We start from the raw sequence: 17,500 nt of genomic DNA, 5'->3' as shown, positions 1-17,500 counted from the left end.
AAAAATATAGAATGAAAAAAACAGTTTTAATTACTGGTGCTACAAGCGGAATTGGAAAAGCATCTGCGCAGATTTTAGCTAAAAACAACTATAAAATTATTCTTTGCGGAAGACGTAAAGATCGTTTAGAAGAATTAGAAAAAGAACTTTCTGTTTTTACCGAAGTTCATTCGCTTTCTTTTGATGTTCGTGATAAAAATGAAGTCTTTGAAAAAATAGATTCTCTTCCTGCTGAATTTTCAGATATTGATGTTTTGATTAATAATGCCGGAAATGCACACGGTTTAGATCCGATTCAAACAGGAGATTTAGATGATTGGGATGCCATGATTGATATTAATGTAAAAGGACTTTTGTATGTATCAAAAGCGGTAATTCCGAAAATGACAGCAAAAAATTCTGGACACATTATTAATATTGGTTCGACTGCAGCCAAAGAAGTGTATCCAAACGGAAATGTATATTGCGGCACTAAACATGCCGTGGATGCGATTACAGCAGGAATGCGAATCGATTTAAATCCATTCGGAATTAGAGTTGGAGCAATTCATCCCGGAATGGTGGCAACAGAATTCAGCGAAGTACGTTTTAAAGGAGATACCGAAAGAGCCTCAAATGTTTACAAAGGATTTGATCCGCTTCAGGCAGAAGACATTGCAGATATTATTCATTTTGTAGTTTCAAGACCGTATCATGTAAATATCGCTGATTTAGTTGTGATGAGTACAGCGCAAGCATCATCGACAATTGTAAAAAGAGACTAACTTAGATTTTTTAGACTAACTTAGACTTCTTAGATTTGAAGTTTATAGGTTAAAATCTAAGAAGTCTAATTGTCTAAGCTAGTCTAATAATCTAAAAAAGAATGATTAATAAGCGCCTTTTGATAAAGAATTTACTTGCTCACAATGACGAGAGCAGTTTTTATGATAAAAAAAGGCAATTGAATCTACATTCGCGAGAAGGAAAAGGAAAGTTTTTAAAACATATCTGTGCACTTTCAAACTCAAATCCGGCGAATAATTCTTATATCGTGGTTGGGGTAGAGGATCAGGACAACGAAATTGTTGGCGATGATTTCTTCGATGACAGCCGAATTCAGAATCTCGTAAATGCATTCTTAGAAAATCCTCCAAAAATTCAATACGAAAACGTCCCGTTTCCAAATCTTCCAAAAGATAAAGTAATTGGTTTGGTAACCATTAAACCTAAAAGTCAGGTTTCTTATTTTAAAAAAGGGATTCACACCATATTAGCCAACAGTGTTTTTGTGCGACGAGGAAGTAACTCTATTCCAATTGAAGGTGAAATCGAAAAAAATTACCAGAATACCGAAACAGTAATTGGGATTGAAAATAGTTCCCGAAACAGTATTCAGTATACGCTGGACGGCGTAATTGATTTTATGAATTTCAGGCATAAAGATATGTCGCCAAAATATAATGTTTTTAAAGAATTGTTTGTAATCTGCTGGGCGGGAGTTCCAAAAAAATCCAGAGATAAAACCTTTTTATCCCGCGTAGATATTGAGTTGATTAATGAACAGGTTAAGCTTTTCTATTCGGCGCAGGATGTGGTTACAATTTTTTTTGATGATGATACTTTTACAATTACAGAATATGTTCCGCTTGGATTAAATGATAAAACAAGTTATTATCCATTGGAAGAACAAACGATTCACTTTTTTGATAATGGTTATTATAAAATTGATCGTAAAATGCTTTTTCAGCCGCCTGAATTCAATAAGCGAATGTTGTTTCATATTTATAACGCAAATATTGCATTACTCCAAAAATTGCAAAGAGGGATTTCTTTATCAGGCCGAGAATTAAATGATTTAGAAAATCTTCCTTCCACATTTATGATTTGTTATTTGAATGGTTTTGATGATGCCAAGCAAAAATTAATCGATGCAAAATTACTTTTAAAACCTTTTGGGCAGGCTTATTTGTCCTTTAAGGAAGCTTTGAGAGTTTTGAGAAAAATGAAGTATGATGTTCAATAAAGGGTTCAAAGGTTCTGAGAGGCAAAGGTTCAAAGGTTTTTTTGCGTAGAGACGTACTGCATTCGTCTAACACAAAGGTTTTTTGAATTGCCTCCAGATTTATCTGGAGGTTAAAAATTGAAAGGGATTAGGGCTTTAGCCAAATTTTCTTTCGAGATTTAAACTATTGAAAATTCAAATATTTACTCACTTTATCATATGGAAATACAATTTCTTTTGGGCCATCGGCATAAGATGCGGCTTCGTATGAATTGTAATATAAAAGTAAACCTGCCGAAGTGTAGAAAATATTCTGAGGCAATTGAAATTTGTCATTTTCGAACATTAAACCTGTTGCATTTATGTTTGCATTTTTAGGAATTTGATATTTAAGTCTGAATTCTTTTTCGGCGAAAGCCTTAAACTCTTTTTCGTTTTTAAATAATTGATCGTTAAAAATGACTTTTCCGGTTTTTGAATTAAATAATATGGATCTAAAACCCTGGTAGCCATGTGCACCGCCGGTAAAAGTATAATGATCAATTTTAATGTTTAGAATCTGCTCTGATTCGAACTCTAAATTTCCCGTTATTTTTCCTTCCCAGCCAAAAGTATCTTGCGGAAATTTTTTATGCATTTCTTCGTAAGAAGCAATAAAAGATTTTGACAATGATTTATAATCGTTGACCTTTGTTGAGTCTTCGCCAAAATAAATGATTTCTTTTATTACATTGAAAACTTTTTTATTAATACTGTCAGCGATGATCTTTTTATTTTTAGCAATCGGGACTTCTATTGTGATTTTCGGGCAATCATTTTTGCACGGAATAGTAGATTTTTCTTCAAACGTTTCATTTTCAAATGAAAGCTCTTTGTTGCAATTCGTAAAAATCAAACACAAAAAGATTATAAATATGTAATTTTTCATATCAAAAAGTGTTAATTATCTACAAAGGTAAGAAGTTGTATCAGGATAAAATAAATTAAGCGGTAAATTTGTGCGACAATTATGGATTTAAAATTTATAACTATATGAAATTCAATACAAAAGTAATACATGGTGGTCAGCATCATGATCCAAGTACAGGAGCGGTTATGCCGCCGGTGTATCAAACGTCAACTTTTATTCAGACAAGCCCGGGAAAACCTTTGGCAGATTATGAATACAGCCGTGCGTCGAACCCAACTCGTACAGCATTAGAAGAAGCTTTGGCAAGTATTGAAAACGGTACACGCGGACTGGCTTTTTCATCTGGTTTAGCCGCTACAGATTGTATTTTAAGATCGTTTAAAGCAGGTGACGAAGTTATCGCAATGGATGATTTATACGGAGGAACTTACCGTATGTTTTCAAGAATTTATAAAGATTCAGGAATTAAGTTTCATTTTGTTGATATGACGGATATTGCAAAATTGAAATCATTAATCAATGAAAATACAAAATTGGTTTGGGTAGAAACGCCGACAAACCCTTTAATGAAATTAGCTGATATTGCAGAAGTTGCAAAAATCACTAAAGAACATAAAATTTGGTTTGCTGTAGATAATACTTTTGCAACGCCATATTTACAAAAACCTCTAGATTTAGGCGCAGATATCGTTATGCATTCGGCTACAAAATATCTGGGAGGACATTCTGATGTTATTGCCGGAGCTTTAATTGTAAAAGATGCAGCTTTGGGAGAACAATTACATTTTCAACAATTTGCTACTGGTGCAACTTTAGGACCAATGGACAGCTTTTTAGTTTTAAGAGGAATCAAAACTTTGGCATTAAGAGTGCAGAGACATTGCGAAAATGGTGAAAAAATAGTGACATATTTGAGTAAGCATCCAAAAATAAATACGGTTTATTATCCTGGATTAGAAAGTCATCCTTTTCATGAAATTGCAAAAAAACAAATGAAAGCTTTTGGCGGAATGGTTTCTTTTACATTCAAATCTGGTAAAAAAGAAGATTCTATTGCATTCTTAGAGAAATTGAAAGTATTTACTTTGGCTGAATCTTTAGGAGGAGTAGAATCATTGGCAAATCATCCGGCTTTAATGACACACGCTTCGATTCCTGCTGATAAAAGAGCAGAAGTTGGTATTACTGATGATTTAGTAAGATTAAGCGTTGGTATCGAAGATGCAGAAGATTTAATTGCAGATTTAGAGCAGGCTTTAGCCTAAATTAAATTGCAAATAAAAAAATTCCAAATTCCAATTGTAACTAATTTTGGAATTTGGAATTTTTTTATTTTGGAATTTCTTTAAAATTAGAATTCTAAGTAATAGATGTACCCAACATTAAACCAAACCTGCCAGTCGTTTGACTTGTTTTCCGGGTAAAGATCTTTGTTTGGGTTTAAACCATCAATCCAGTCTGAGCTAAAGGCTTGAAAACGTGTTTCGAACATTACATCGCTCATTTGAGTTAATTTAAGATGGAATCCAACACCAGCTGTCGCCGCTAAAGCTACTCCGCTTTCACTTGCAAAACCATATTGGTGGCCGTCTGAAGGAGTTAAATATTTAGGGAAAGTTGTTGACGGAAGTCCTAATTCGCCCATTGTTGAGCTTACTTTAGAAGTATAATAAGTTGCCAGAAATCCGACACTTACATACGGACTGAAACCGCCCATAGTATTTTCGAAATCGTGAATTTTCATGAATGGAGAAAATTCTAATTGGGCTCCAAGATTTAATAAAGTAGATTTACCACTCATCGCTTTTAGCTGTGAAACGGCCAATTGATTTTTAGCAGTTTCAATATAACCGCCAAAATGGTTAAGAGTTGTGGTATTAAATGATAACTCAGATCTAACTTTAAAATGTTCTGTAAAGAAACTTTCTCTGTTATTATTTGCAGAAAAGTTAATAAAGTGAACAATTCCTACACCAAAACCGGTGTTTCCCACATTGGTATCAAAATTATGTCTTTCTCCGAAATCCGATTGAAAAGTTACGGGGCCGAATATAATTCCTACTTCTTGCGCTAGATTAGACTGAGCATTGGCAATAGTGGTCATGCCAAATAAGGCGAAAATCGTGAAATATAGGTGTTTAAACATCTCTTGGGGCTTTCAAAATATTGGCAAATATAAAAAAAACATAGTCGATTCAAAATAATATATACTCCTATTAAAAATTTAATAACAAAACACTTAATTTTCTGACTTTAAAGGCAGTGAATTGCTGTAAATTCGGAAGTGTAAAATTGTATTTTTACGATTGTTTAAAAAATACACAATTCTGCCTCAAAAACAAAAAAAAATAACAATTCATGATCATTTTGCTATATCTTTGTATGTTATAACGAAAACGTTTTCTTAAAACGTATTTTCTTATGTAATTGATTAAGTTTAAAACTATTATTTGAATAATTTATTGTAAAATGGAACAAAAAATAAATGAATTTATGGCTCTTGTTGAGTCAAAAAATCCAAACGAGCCGGAATTTCTTCAAGCCGTTAGGGAATTTGCAGAAACGGTAATTCCATTTATCGCAGAAAGAAAAAAATACGACGGTAAAAATTTACTTCTTAGAATTGCAGAACCAGAAAGGTCTATAATTTTTAGAGTTCCATGGGTTGACGACAAAGGAGAAATAATTGTAAACAGAGGTTTTAGAATTCAAATGAACTCAGCGATTGGGCCATATAAAGGCGGAATCAGATTTCATCACACTGTAAACCTATCAGTTTTAAAATTTTTGGCTTTCGAGCAGGTTTTCAAGAATAGTTTAACAACACTTCCAATGGGTGGAGGTAAAGGAGGATCAGATTTTGATCCCGAAGGAAAATCGGATGCAGAAATCATGCGTTTCTGTCAATCATTTATGACTGAATTATGCCGTCATATTGGTCCTGACTTAGACGTTCCTGCAGGAGATATTGGAGTTGGTGCCAGAGAAATTGGTTATTTATTTGGTCAATATAAAAGAATTAGAAATGAATTTACCGGAGTTTTAACCGGAAAAGGACTTGCTTACGGTGGTTCATTAATCAGACCTGAAGCTACTGGGTATGGAGTAGTTTATTTTACAGATCAAATGCTTCGTACAATTGGTCACGAAATTAAAGGTAAAAGAGTTGCTATTTCAGGATTCGGAAACGTTGCCTGGGGTGTAGCTTTAAAAGTGAATGAATTAGGAGGAAAAGTTGTTACGATTTCGGGACCTGATGGTTATATTTTGGATGAAGAAGGTATTTCTGGAGAAAAAATAGATTATATGGTCGAAATGAGAGCAACTGGTGATAACAGAGCTGAGAGATATTTAGAGAGATATCCAAATGCAATTTTTCATAAAGGGAAAAGCCCTTGGGAAGTAAAAGTTGATATTGCTATTCCATGTGCTACTCAAAATGAGCTGAACGGAGACGATGCCAAAAAATTAATTGACAATGGAGTTTTATGTGTGACTGAAGCGGCTAATATGCCTTCTACTTTAGATGCAATAAAACTGTTCTTAGATAATAAAGTACTTTTTGCTCCGGGAAAAGCAGCAAACGCTGGTGGAGTTGCTGCATCTGGATTAGAGATGACACAAAACTCTATTCGTTTAAACTGGACAAGTGAAGAAGTAGATTTAAGATTAAAAGATATCATGGTTGGAATTCACAACCAATGTAAAAAATACGGTGCAGAAGAAAATGGTTATGTAAACTACGTAAAAGGAGCTAACATTGCCGGATTTGTTAAAGTTGCCGATGCTATGCTTGCTCAGGGTGTAGTGTAAGATTAATTACAATTGAAGAATGCTCTCATTTGTCTTATAAGGATAAATCGGGAGCATTTTTTTATTTCGTTAAAGAAGAAAAATCAAATACTTTCGTTTGTAGTATATTTGTCTATCCGATATTTGTAAAAAATGACAAGAAAGTTTCTTTACGTTTTATTTTTAGTACTGTTCCAATCTGGCTTTGCACAAGGCCAATTGTCATGGGAAGGCTATTTTTCGTTTAATGAAATAAAAGATATTTCAGAATCTTCTACAACGGTTTTTACTGCTTCAGAAAATGCTTTGTTTTCTAAAAACGCAGCTTCAAATGCAGCAAAAACAATAACAACCGTCGACGGACTTTCCGGACAGACAATTTCTGCTGTATATCATAGCGAAACCTTCAAAAAAACTATTGTTGGTTATGAAAACGGTTTGATGATCATTATTAATGAAACAGACGGCAGTATAATAAAAAAAGTAGATATCATTAATAAACAGTTGTCTGCAAGCCTTAAAAAGATTAACCATTTAATGGAGTATAACGGATTATTGTATGTTTCCTGTGATTTTGGAATTGTGCAGTTTAATTTGACAACATCGCAATTTGGAGATACTTATTTTATAGGAGATAATGGTGCCGAAATCAGCGTAAAACAAACTACTTTTTTTAATGGATTTATTTTTGCGGCAACTTCCAGTGGAATTAGAAGAGCAGACATTACAAATCCAAATTTAATCGATTTTAGCCAGTGGATTGTGGTAAACACAGGAAATTGGGCAAGTGTTACAACACTAGATACAGAACTTCTCGCAATTAATTCAACAGGAAATATTCATCGATATAATTCAAATACTTTTGTTGGTTTCTTACAGCTTCCGCAGCCATCAGTTGATATGCGGGCGGTAAATCACAATTTGTTTGTTACAACATCAACTTCGGTTTATGTATATAACAGTCAACTGGTTTTAACTCGTGAGATACTTAATACACAGCTTCCGGATATCAATCTGACTTTTTCCTGCGCATCGGCAGTTGGCGATATAATTTACATCGGAACAAATGAAAAAGGATTGTTTTCTGGTGCACTTTCAGGAATTGGAACTTTCGAAAACATGACTCCGGCCGGTCCTTTACGAAACAATATTTTTTCACTTGATGTTACACCAAATGTTCTTTGGGCAGTATACGGAGATTATGATATTAATTACAATCCTTATGACTTAGATACTTATGGTATAAGTAAACTTAATAACTCGAAATGGTTAAATATCCCATATTCAGAAGTTTATGACGCAAAGTCAATTACTCGTATTATTGTAAATCCAAGTAACGAAAAACAAGTTTATGCCAGTTCTTTTTTCTCTGGATTATTGCGAATTGAAGATGATATTCCGAATTTTTTATACAATGAAAAAAACAGCGGTTTAGAAACTTTAACATATGAAGGTCCAAATTATATTGATGTTCGTATTAATGGAACTGCATTTGACAGAACAGGAAATCTATGGGTGACAAACAGCCGAATTAAAAACGGATTGAAAGTTTTAAAAACCGATGGCCAATGGCAGAGTTATTCGACAAGTACAATTTTAAGTAATGCCGAAAGTACAAGCTATGCTAATATAGCTATTGATAAAAATAATGTCAAGTGGATTTCTACAAGCAATGAAGGTGTAATTGGATTTAACGAAAGCACTAATACTTTCAAAAAAATGACGTTTGGTACCGATGCTGGAAATTTACCAATTGCAGATGTAAGGTCTGTTGCAATTGATACCAAAAACCAGCTTTGGATAGGAACTACAAAGGGATTAAGAGTTTTGTCAAACGTTGGGAATTTCCAGACTGAAAGCCAGTTAAAAGCAAATCCAATAATTATAATGGAGGATAATCTGGCTCAGGAATTAATGTATGAGCAGTTTATTACTTCGATTGTAGTTGATGGAGCCAATAATAAATGGATTGGTACAGCAGATTCGGGTGTTTTTATGGTTTCGCCAAATGGTCAGGAAACCAAATATCATTTTACAATTAATAATTCCCCTTTGCCAAGTAATACCGTAAATGATATTAAAATTAATAGTGCAACCGGAGAAGTTTTTATAGCAACCAATAAGGGAATGATTTCTTTTAAAGGAATCGCAACCGGAGCAAACGAAAATTTAAATAACGTTTATGTATATCCAAATCCGGTTCGTCCAACTTATTCCGGAACGGTAAAAGTTGCCGGTTTAATTGATAAAGCCAACATCAAAATTACTGATATCGAAGGAAATTTAGTTTACGAAACCACTTCTGAAGGAGGAACTGTAGAATGGGACACAACCGCTTTTGGAAAATATAAAGTAGCATCTGGCGTATACATGGTTTTTATTTCTGCTCAGGACGGCGGGGAAACAAAGGTCAAGAAAGTCATGATTATTCGTTAAAGTCATAAAGTCGAAAGTCTAACATCTAAGAAGTCTAAAAATCTAACAATCTAAAAAGTGCTTGTCAAAACCAAAGCAATAGTAATTTCATCCTTAAAATTTCAGGAAAAAAGTTTGATTGTTAAATGCTTCACACTTTCCAACGGACTGAAATCTTATTTTGTACGCGATGCTTTTTCGAGCAGAAAAGCCAATCAGAAAATTGCTTATTTTCAGCCATTGTCTATTTTAGAAATAGAAGCCGTTCATAAAAACAAAGGCACTCTTGAAAATTTTAAAGAGATAAGAAACGGAATTCCTTTTCAAACCATTCATACAGATATTGTAAAAAGTACAATGGTAATGTTTCTTTCAGAGATACTTCATTATTCAATTCAGGAAGAAGAAAAAAACGAATCACTTTTCTTGTTTTTAGAAACAGCTTTAACCTGGCTCGATAATCATGATGAAATTTCTAATTTCCATTTAATTTTACTTTTAGAGATTACTAAATATTTAGGTTTTTACCCAGATGTTTCAGAAATAGATCTTCCTCATTTTGAAATGAATGAGGGTGTTTTTACACTTTTTAGTAAAGGAAATGTACTTTCAGAACACGAAACAAATTTGCTCAAAAAGCTAATCGATTTGAAGTTTGATAACACTCAAAAAATCTTTCACGTAGTTGAAAGACAAATTTTATTGAAGATTTTAATTGATTACTACAGCTTTCATTTAGAGGGATTCAAGAAGCCAAGATCATTAGAAGTTTTGAAAGAAATATTTTCTTAAACTGAATCCTATTTTTATATATTTGTGCAACGAATTTTTATTAAAATAATCTTAATTTTTATTTTAATAAGTTAAATTCAAAACAATAGCCTCAGACAAAATATTAATTTTTTAATGAAAATCAATCACTATGAAGAAAATTACTTTTTCGATTATTTTGCTTTTATTAGTCAGCGTTTCGGCCATTTCTCAAAGGAAATACGACGAAATAGTTAACACAGAGAATGCCGTACAGGATTTGGTACAAAACGGAATTACAGGAATCGTTGTTTTTAAAGAAGGAGGAACTATAAAAGGTTTAGATCCTGAAACTAAAAAAGTGGTTTGGACTTTGACCAAAGAGGATTTTGGAGGTAAGTCTGCAGTGGATATCATAGCCGACACAGATCTTACCAAACTTTTTGCGGATAAAAGCACTTTAACAAACGTTGTCGGAAGTCCTTATGTTGAAGCTTACATCAATAGCAAGTACATTATCATTAATACTGATACTGGAAAAGTGGTTTACAATTCATCAAAAGAATCTTTTTGGGTAACACAATCAGATTTCATTCCTGAGACAAATGAGTATTTGCTTACTTTGAAAAAAGATGGCGACATGGCAATTGCATTATTGGACATGACGACTGGCGAATTAAAATGGAATACGACGGTAGACAAAGCAAAATCATTATTTAGCTTTTCTTTCAAAGAATCTGTAAACACAAACGTTGCTACAGTACACGGATCAGTGATTTACTATTTACTGTACGGTAAATTATATTCTTTTGACAGAGCGACAGGAAAGTTAAACTGGAAAGGAGAAGAAGATTATTCGAAATTCTTTTTAACTCAAAATGATAAAAATATTGTTGTAGTGAATAATACTGGAACTTTTTCGAATAAACAATATTTGAATGTATTGAATACAGAAACAGGAAAAAGTATCTGGAAAGAATCTATCAAAACAAAAAGAGTAGTTTACCTTGAAGATTGGGGAACAAAAATATTAGTGGCTCATTATAGCGGATTCAACTTTTTTGATTTAAAAACAGGAGAAAAAATCTGGAAAAAAGATGCTCGTGGAGATGGATTGAAAAGAGTAATTCCAATCGATCAGGATTTCTTATATGTTGCTGAAAACGAAATGATGCTGATCAACAAAGACGGAGAAAAACTTTGGAAAAAATTCATCGAAATCTCTGATGATAAGGAAGACCCGATTTATTACTTAGGAAAAGTTGGTGAGAAAGTAATGTACCTTACAGGAACTTACGGAAACATGGTAGATTATAAAACAGGCGTTAAACTTTGGAAGCGTAATATCTCGTTTGACAAAGATCGTCCGGTTTTGCCTACTTATGACGAAGCTACAAATTCTTACTTAGTATATAATGACGAGAAATTATACAAATTTGATCCAAGTATTAGCGACAAACCTGAGCCATTTGCTAAAGTAAACATCAAAAAAGAAAAAGAATTAAACAGTATCGAATTATTCCCTTGGGGAGTTGTGCTTTCAGGACCACTTGAAGTAATGGGAGTTAATATGGATGGAACAATCAAATATCACCTTACCTATTCACAGCCTGGAGAAGGAACAAGACGTCTTATTAAAAGTGCAGCTATTGTTGGAAGCATTGGTTTAGGTGTTGGTTCTGCAGTAAGTTCAGTTAAAGGTGCTGATTTGACTATGACATATCGTGATTCTGATGGTAACATGAGAACAGTAGTTGCAAAAGGAGATCAGACAAATAAGGATCAGGCAAAAACTTATGCAGCTGGATCAGCGGCTTTAGGTATAGTAGCAGCTAAATTTAATTCTCGTTTTAATGCAATGAAGCAAAACAGAGACTTCTCTTATATTTTTGCAAAAGCAGATTCTGGAGAAAAAATTCTTGTAAAAGTGAGTAAAATTGACGGAGTTGAAGTTGATAAAATTATTTTCAATAACAATAAACCAGTTTATGAAATAGATCCGGCAACACAAAACATTTTTTATGTGTCTGATAAATCTATTCAAATTTTTAATAAAAAATAAGATAACTAAAAACCTAAAGCCATCAGGATTTGTTTCTGATGGCTTTTTTTTTGCCTATGAAAAAAACATTACTCTTGATTGCTCTGCTTGTAATTGGTTCAATTCAGGCACAAGAAAAAATAAGTTCAAAAAAAAAGAAATTTTATATTCCTGTAATCAGCTATTCAGAATTTCCTGTTCTGGATAATGTATTAACGCAGACCACTTTTTATCAAATGGATAAGCAGTTAATACAAGAAGAACCTATATTGAAGAAAAAATATTTTAATATAGAAGGTTTTATAAAAGATCCTGCAAACGGAAAGCTAAAAATTTATTTAACCATCGAACTGCCGCAATATAAAGCAACAAAAATCGACAGTGTATTTGATAAAAAGAAAAACGGCTGGAAATTTCAGGCATTTTCTAATTATAGTGTAAAGATAAAAATGGAAGCGAAGTGTGCTGATAAACTTCTATTGTCTGAGGATTTTAATACTGTAGAATCGTATTTAATTGCTGGCGGTTATCAAAAAGATAATTTGAAAGCTGCTGTAGATATGAATAATAAAAAAATTGCAGAAGCAGAGAAAGATGGAAATTATACGGTTGCAGAGCTAGGATTGGATACCGTGATTTACAGTTCTGTTCAGGCAATACAAAACTATCTTAATTACAAATTAAAATATACTACAGACGAATCTAAAATAAAATTTGAATTTGTAACTTCAAAAGGACATTCAGAATACAGTCAGATGCTGGCGTTTGAGAATGAAATAACGGCTCAGATGGAAAAAGTAACGCTTGAAAAAGGTTTAGACGAAAAACCGTTACTTCCGCATTTGCAATATCTGGAAAGTTTATTAGTGAAATATCCACCTTCACCTGCAAACGAAAATATCCGATTTATAGTAACAAATAATTTAGCGGAAACTTATTTTTTACTTGAAAATAAAGAAAAAGCATTAATGTATGCTAATTTACTTATCGAGAATGATAAACAGGATTCAAGAGGATCTTCGATTGTAAAAAAAGTAAATAAGGGCTATTTTGTCGATAAAAAAATAAGAAGCCACACCACACGTTTTGCCGATCTTAAAAAATTGGGTCTTAAAATTGAGGAAGAAAAGGAAGAAAAAAGATTAGCCTTTTTTGAAAAAATAGAGCAGCAAGATGCCGAATGGGAAAGTGAAAAAGCGCGTCGTGAAGCTTATTTAGAAAAAACCAAAATCCAACAATTTAATCTTTTGGATTCCATTCCATATCAGTCAAATGCAAATTTATTGGCAAAAGTAGTAGATAATTTAGGCGGAAGCCAGGCTTTGAAAAAAGTAGAAAAAGCACATTATTTTTCTAAACTTTCAATAGAAGGAAATAACGTGCCTCAAACAGAAGAAAAATGGGCAACAACCTCAAATTATCTTCTTAAGAAAAAAATGCCCGAAACCTATTATGAAATTGTAAATGGTGCCGAAGCCTGGAGTCATGACGATCGTGAAAGCGGTTTAAATGCTAAATGGGCAAAATCGACAACTTATGATTACAACAACTTATCTAAGAATGTTGATTTAATTAATTTCCTTACAGATTTAAGACTTGATTTGTGGAATAATTTTGAAGTTTTAGAAGATGAAATGTACGAAGGAAGATTGTGTTATCACTTGAACTATTTTGAAAAAACCTTAAGTACAGGAAACAGAACAATTCCTAAAACAGATTATCATGTTTTTATTGATAAAGAAAATTACAATATCGTTTCAACAGAAAAAACAGAATTTGACAACGGAAATAAAAGTTTTTTTGAAAGAAGACTTTATGGTGATTACCGCCCGGTTGCAACATTAAATTCAGGAAAAATCCCGTATAAAATTAATTACGAAATTGAAGATTTTAACGGAGAAACCATTTATCAGGAAGTCCGTGAAAAAGTAGAGATAAATCCTGTTTTTGGAAATCGAATTTTTATGAAAGAAGTCTATTTCGGAGGATTTAAATAGCCTTCTGCTTCTTCTAAGAAGAATAATTGGAATTGGTTAGTTTTTGGAATGTTGACTCAAAATTTTGAGATTACTGCCGAAAATTGACCAATTCTTTTGTTTTTGTACCCATTATCTCAACAAAAGTTTGTGAAATTTAAAGAAATTGATGGACAATAATTCAAAATTCCTTACTTTCGCACCTCGTTTAAGAAAAGGATAAAATGAGTACAAAATTTACTGAGTACAAAGGACTTGACTTGCCAACTGTAGCGTCGGAAGTTCTTGATTTTTGGAAGAAAGAAAATATATTTGAAAAGAGTGTAACTACTCGCGAAGGTGCAGAGCCTTACGTATTTTTTGAAGGCCCGCCTTCAGCAAATGGATTACCAGGAATTCACCACGTGATGGCGCGTGCGATTAAAGATATTTTTTGCAGATATAAAACTCAAAAAGGCTTTCAGGTTAAAAGAAAAGCAGGCTGGGATACTCACGGTTTACCTGTAGAATTAGGAACCGAAAAAGAATTAGGGATTACAAAAGAAGATATTGGCAAAACAATTTCTATCGAAGAATATAACGAAGCGTGTAAAAAAACCGTAATGCGTTATACCGACGTATGGAATGATTTGACCGAAAAAATGGGATATTGGGTAGATATGGAAGATCCGTATGTGACTTACAAACCAAAATACATGGAATCGGTTTGGTGGCTTTTAAAACAAATCTACGATAAAGGTTTGTTGTACAAAGGATACACGATTCAGCCTTATTCTCCTAAAGCCGGAACAGGATTGTCTTCTCATGAAGTAAATCAACCTGGAGCTTACAGAGATGTTACGGATACTACGATTGTAGCGCAATTCAAAACTTTGCCAGAAACATTGCCAGGCTTTTTACAAGGTTTTGGAGATATTCATATTTTAGCTTGGACAACAACTCCTTGGACATTGCCATCCAATACCGCTTTAACAGTTGGGCCAAAAATCGATTATGTTTTAGTAAAAACATTCAATCAATATACTTTTGAGCCAGTGAATGTTGTTTTGGCTAAAAATTTAGTTGGGAAACAATTCGGAAAAGGATTTTTTGCAAGTGAAGATGATGCTGATTTCGACAAAGTAAAGAATGGTGACAAACAACTTCCGTATAAAATTTTAACAGAAGCGAAAGGGGCTGATTTAGTAGAAATCCGTTACGAGCAATTATTGCCGTACGTATTGCCTTACCAAAATGCTGAAAACGCCTTTAGAGTAATTGCCGGAGATTTCGTTACTACAGAAGATGGAACAGGAGTAGTGCATACCGCTCCAACTTTTGGTGCTGATGATGCTAAAGTAGCAAAAGAAGCAAAACCGGAAGTACCGCCAATGTTGGTTTTAGACGAAAATGGGACAGCAGTTCCTCTGGTAGATTTACAAGGAAAATTCACTTCTCATTTGGGTGATTTGGCTGGTAAATATGTGAAAAACGAATATTATGATGCAGGTCAGGCGCCAGAGCGTTCTGTTGATGTTGAAATTGCTATTCGATTAAAAGAAGAAAATAAAGCCTTTAAGGTTGAAAAATACGTACATAGTTATCCACACAGTTGGAGAACTGATGAGCCGTTATTATATTATCCACTAGACTCTTGGTTCATTAAAGTAACCGATGTAAAAGATAGAATGTTCGACCTGAACGAAACTATCAATTGGAAGCCTAAGTCTACTGGTGAAGGACGTTTTGGAAATTGGCTGAAAAATGCCAACGACTGGAACTTATCTCGTTCTAGATATTGGGGTATTCCGTTGCCAATTTGGAGAACAGAAGACAAAAAAGAAGAAGTTCTGATTGGTTCTGTTGAAGAATTGTACAATGCGATTGAAAAATCTATCGAAGCTGGTTTTCAAAAAGAAAATCCGTTTAAAGGTTTTGAAATCGGAAATATGTCTGAATCTAATTATGATTTAATTGACTTACATAAAAATGTAGTCGATCAAATAACTTTAGTTTCAGCTTCAGGCCAGCCAATGAAACGCGAAAGTGATTTAATTGACGTTTGGTTTGATTCAGGAGCAATGCCTTACGCCCAATGGCATTATCCTTTTGAGAATAAAGATAAAATTGACGAGAACAAAGATTTTCCTGCAAATTTCATTGCAGAAGGAGTTGATCAAACTCGTGGATGGTTTTATACCTTACATGCTATCGGAACTTTGGTTTTTGATAAAGTAGCGTATAAAAATGTAGTTTCGAATGGTTTGGTTCTGGACAAAAACGGACAAAAAATGTCGAAACGTTTAGGAAACGCGACAGATCCTTTTGAAACAATTGCAGAATATGGTCCTGATGCCACACGTTGGTATATGATTTCAAACGCAAATCCGTGGGACAACTTAAAATTTGACATTGAAGGAATTGCTGAGGTTCGCCGTAAATTCTTTGGAACTTTATACAACACTTATTCTTTCTTTTCGTTATATGCCAATATCGATGGGTTTAAATACGCTGAAGCAGAAATTCCGTTAAACGAAAGACCGGAAATCGATCAATGGATCATTTCTGAATTACATTCATTAATCAAATTTGTTGATGAATGTTATGAAGATTACGAACCAACAAAAGCAACAAGAGCAATTTCTGACTTCGTTCAGGAAAACTTAAGTAACTGGTACGTTCGTTTATGTCGTCGTCGTTTCTGGAAAGGTGAATATGCTCATGATAAAATTGCGGCTTACCAAACGCTTTATACTTGCTTATTAACAATCAGTAAATTAAGCGCTCCAGTAGCTCCTTTTTTCATGGATAAATTGTACAGAGATTTGACAGCCTCTACAGGAACTGAGAATTTTGCCAGTGTTCACTTGGCTGAATTCCCAAAATTTGTCGAAAACTTTGTTAATAAAACGTTGGAAAGCAAAATGCAGAAGGCGCAGACGATCTCATCTTTGGTTTTATCATTACGTAAAAAAGAGATGATAAAAGTACGCCAGCCTTTACAAAAGGTAATGATTCCGGTACTTGACGAGAATCAGAGAGCTGAAATTGAAGCTATTTCTGACTTGGTAAAAGCCGAAGTAAATGTGAAAGAAATTGAACTTTTAGACGATGCTTCAGGTATTTTAGTAAAGCAGATTAAGCCTAATTTTAAGGCTCTTGGACCACGTTTTGGAAAAGATATGGGGTTGATTTCTAAGGAAATACAAGCTTTTTCTGCAGATCAGATCAACCAATTAGACAAGCAGGGAACGTTAGATATTGTTATTGCTGGAAATAATGTAACTTTATCATTAGAAGACGTCGAGATAACATCGCAGGATATCGAAGGATGGCTGGTTGCAAATTCAAATGGAATTACAGTTGCGCTTGACATTACAATATCTGAAGAGTTGAAAAATGAAGGTATCGCGAGAGAATTAGTAAACAGAATTCAGAATATCCGTAAAGATTCAGGATTTGAAGTTACTGATAAGATCAAAGTACAAATAAAAAGAAACGGCCCATTAGAGGAGGCGGTTTCTAAAAATGAAGACTATATTAAGTCTGAGACACTAACAGATAACTTGGTTTTTGTGGATGCTTTAGAAAACGGCACAGAAATTGAGTTTGATGATATTAAAACATTGATATTAATTTCAAAATAATATAAT

At 33.6% G+C, this 17,500-nt stretch carries 11 protein-coding genes; 9 read left to right on the top strand and 2 right to left on the bottom strand.

Annotated elements, in window-relative coordinates:
* Window positions 1–11 precede the first annotated feature (11 nt).
* Window positions 12–764, top strand: a complete 753-nt coding sequence (locus tag ASD98_RS21685; RefSeq protein ID WP_056208722.1) for an SDR family NAD(P)-dependent oxidoreductase — start codon at window positions 12–14, stop codon at window positions 762–764.
* A gap of 101 nt (window positions 765–865) precedes the next feature.
* On the top strand, window positions 866–2,005 hold the full coding sequence (locus ASD98_RS21680) for an ATP-binding protein (RefSeq protein ID WP_056208719.1): 1,140 nt from the start codon (window positions 866–868) through the stop codon (window positions 2,003–2,005).
* Window positions 2,006–2,168: 163 nt separating this feature from the next.
* Here the strand turns inward: ASD98_RS21680 and ASD98_RS21675 are convergent, their stop codons facing one another.
* Complete coding sequence (locus ASD98_RS21675) at window positions 2,169–2,912, bottom strand: DUF3298 and DUF4163 domain-containing protein (RefSeq protein WP_056208715.1); 744 nt, start codon at window positions 2,910–2,912, stop codon at window positions 2,169–2,171.
* Window positions 2,913–3,016: 104 nt separating this feature from the next.
* On the opposite strand from ASD98_RS21675, the gene ASD98_RS21670 reads away from it, so the two are divergent.
* The gene (locus tag ASD98_RS21670) at window positions 3,017–4,159 is read left to right on the top strand and encodes a cystathionine gamma-synthase (RefSeq protein ID WP_056208712.1); all 1,143 of its coding nucleotides are present in this window, start codon (window positions 3,017–3,019) and stop codon (window positions 4,157–4,159) included.
* 86 nt (window positions 4,160–4,245) lie between these two features.
* Here the strand turns inward: ASD98_RS21670 and ASD98_RS21665 are convergent, their stop codons facing one another.
* Entirely contained in the window at window positions 4,246–5,040 is a 795-nt protein-coding gene (locus ASD98_RS21665) for a hypothetical protein (protein ID WP_056208709.1), read from the bottom strand.
* Window positions 5,041–5,363: 323 nt separating this feature from the next.
* Between ASD98_RS21665 and gdhA the strand changes: the two genes are divergently transcribed.
* The 6 genes from gdhA to ileS all read left to right on the top strand — a co-directional run bounded on the left by gdhA (window position 5,364) and on the right by ileS (window position 17,494).
* On the top strand, window positions 5,364–6,707 hold the full coding sequence (gene gdhA / locus ASD98_RS21660) for an NADP-specific glutamate dehydrogenase (protein WP_053473359.1): 1,344 nt from the start codon (window positions 5,364–5,366) through the stop codon (window positions 6,705–6,707).
* A gap of 132 nt (window positions 6,708–6,839) precedes the next feature.
* On the top strand, window positions 6,840–9,122 hold the full coding sequence (locus tag ASD98_RS21655) for a T9SS type A sorting domain-containing protein (protein WP_056208706.1): 2,283 nt from the start codon (window positions 6,840–6,842) through the stop codon (window positions 9,120–9,122).
* A gap of 57 nt (window positions 9,123–9,179) precedes the next feature.
* Entirely contained in the window at window positions 9,180–9,893 is a 714-nt protein-coding gene (gene recO, locus ASD98_RS21650) for a DNA repair protein RecO (RefSeq protein ID WP_056208701.1), read from the top strand.
* A gap of 130 nt (window positions 9,894–10,023) precedes the next feature.
* A complete protein-coding gene (locus ASD98_RS21645) occupies window positions 10,024–11,913 on the top strand; it encodes a PQQ-binding-like beta-propeller repeat protein (protein WP_056208698.1) in 1,890 nt (629 codons plus the stop codon).
* 56 nt (window positions 11,914–11,969) lie between these two features.
* The gene (locus ASD98_RS21640; protein ID WP_056208985.1) at window positions 11,970–13,889 is read left to right on the top strand and encodes a hypothetical protein; all 1,920 of its coding nucleotides are present in this window, start codon (window positions 11,970–11,972) and stop codon (window positions 13,887–13,889) included.
* A gap of 203 nt (window positions 13,890–14,092) precedes the next feature.
* Complete coding sequence (gene ileS, locus ASD98_RS21635) at window positions 14,093–17,494, top strand: isoleucine--tRNA ligase (protein ID WP_056208695.1); 3,402 nt, start codon at window positions 14,093–14,095, stop codon at window positions 17,492–17,494.
* Window positions 17,495–17,500 lie beyond the last annotated feature (6 nt).

It is taken from the genome of Flavobacterium sp. Root186, assembly GCF_001428525.1.
In the GTDB taxonomy this organism is placed as follows: domain Bacteria; phylum Bacteroidota; class Bacteroidia; order Flavobacteriales; family Flavobacteriaceae; genus Flavobacterium.
This window is presented reverse-complemented; position numbering and strand designations above follow the sequence as displayed.

Bases quoted from the DNA above. Each gene is read 5' to 3' on its own strand.
- ASD98_RS21685 (WP_056208722.1), top strand. From the start codon at position 12: ATGAAAAAAACAGTTTTAATTACTGGTGCTACAAGCGGAATTGGAAAA.
- ASD98_RS21680 (WP_056208719.1), top strand. From the start codon at position 866: ATGATTAATAAGCGCCTTTTGATAAAGAATTTACTTGCTCACAATGAC.
- ASD98_RS21675 (WP_056208715.1), bottom strand. From the start codon at position 2,912: ATGAAAAATTACATATTTATAATCTTTTTGTGTTTGATTTTTACGAAT.
- ASD98_RS21670 (WP_056208712.1), top strand. From the start codon at position 3,017: ATGAAATTCAATACAAAAGTAATACATGGTGGTCAGCATCATGATCCA.
- ASD98_RS21665 (WP_056208709.1), bottom strand. From the start codon at position 5,040: ATGTTTAAACACCTATATTTCACGATTTTCGCCTTATTTGGCATGACC.
- gdhA (WP_053473359.1), top strand. From the start codon at position 5,364: ATGGAACAAAAAATAAATGAATTTATGGCTCTTGTTGAGTCAAAAAAT.
- ASD98_RS21655 (WP_056208706.1), top strand. From the start codon at position 6,840: ATGACAAGAAAGTTTCTTTACGTTTTATTTTTAGTACTGTTCCAATCT.
- ASD98_RS21645 (WP_056208698.1), top strand. From the start codon at position 10,024: ATGAAGAAAATTACTTTTTCGATTATTTTGCTTTTATTAGTCAGCGTT.
- ASD98_RS21640 (WP_056208985.1), top strand. From the start codon at position 11,970: ATGAAAAAAACATTACTCTTGATTGCTCTGCTTGTAATTGGTTCAATT.
- ileS (WP_056208695.1), top strand. From the start codon at position 14,093: ATGAGTACAAAATTTACTGAGTACAAAGGACTTGACTTGCCAACTGTA.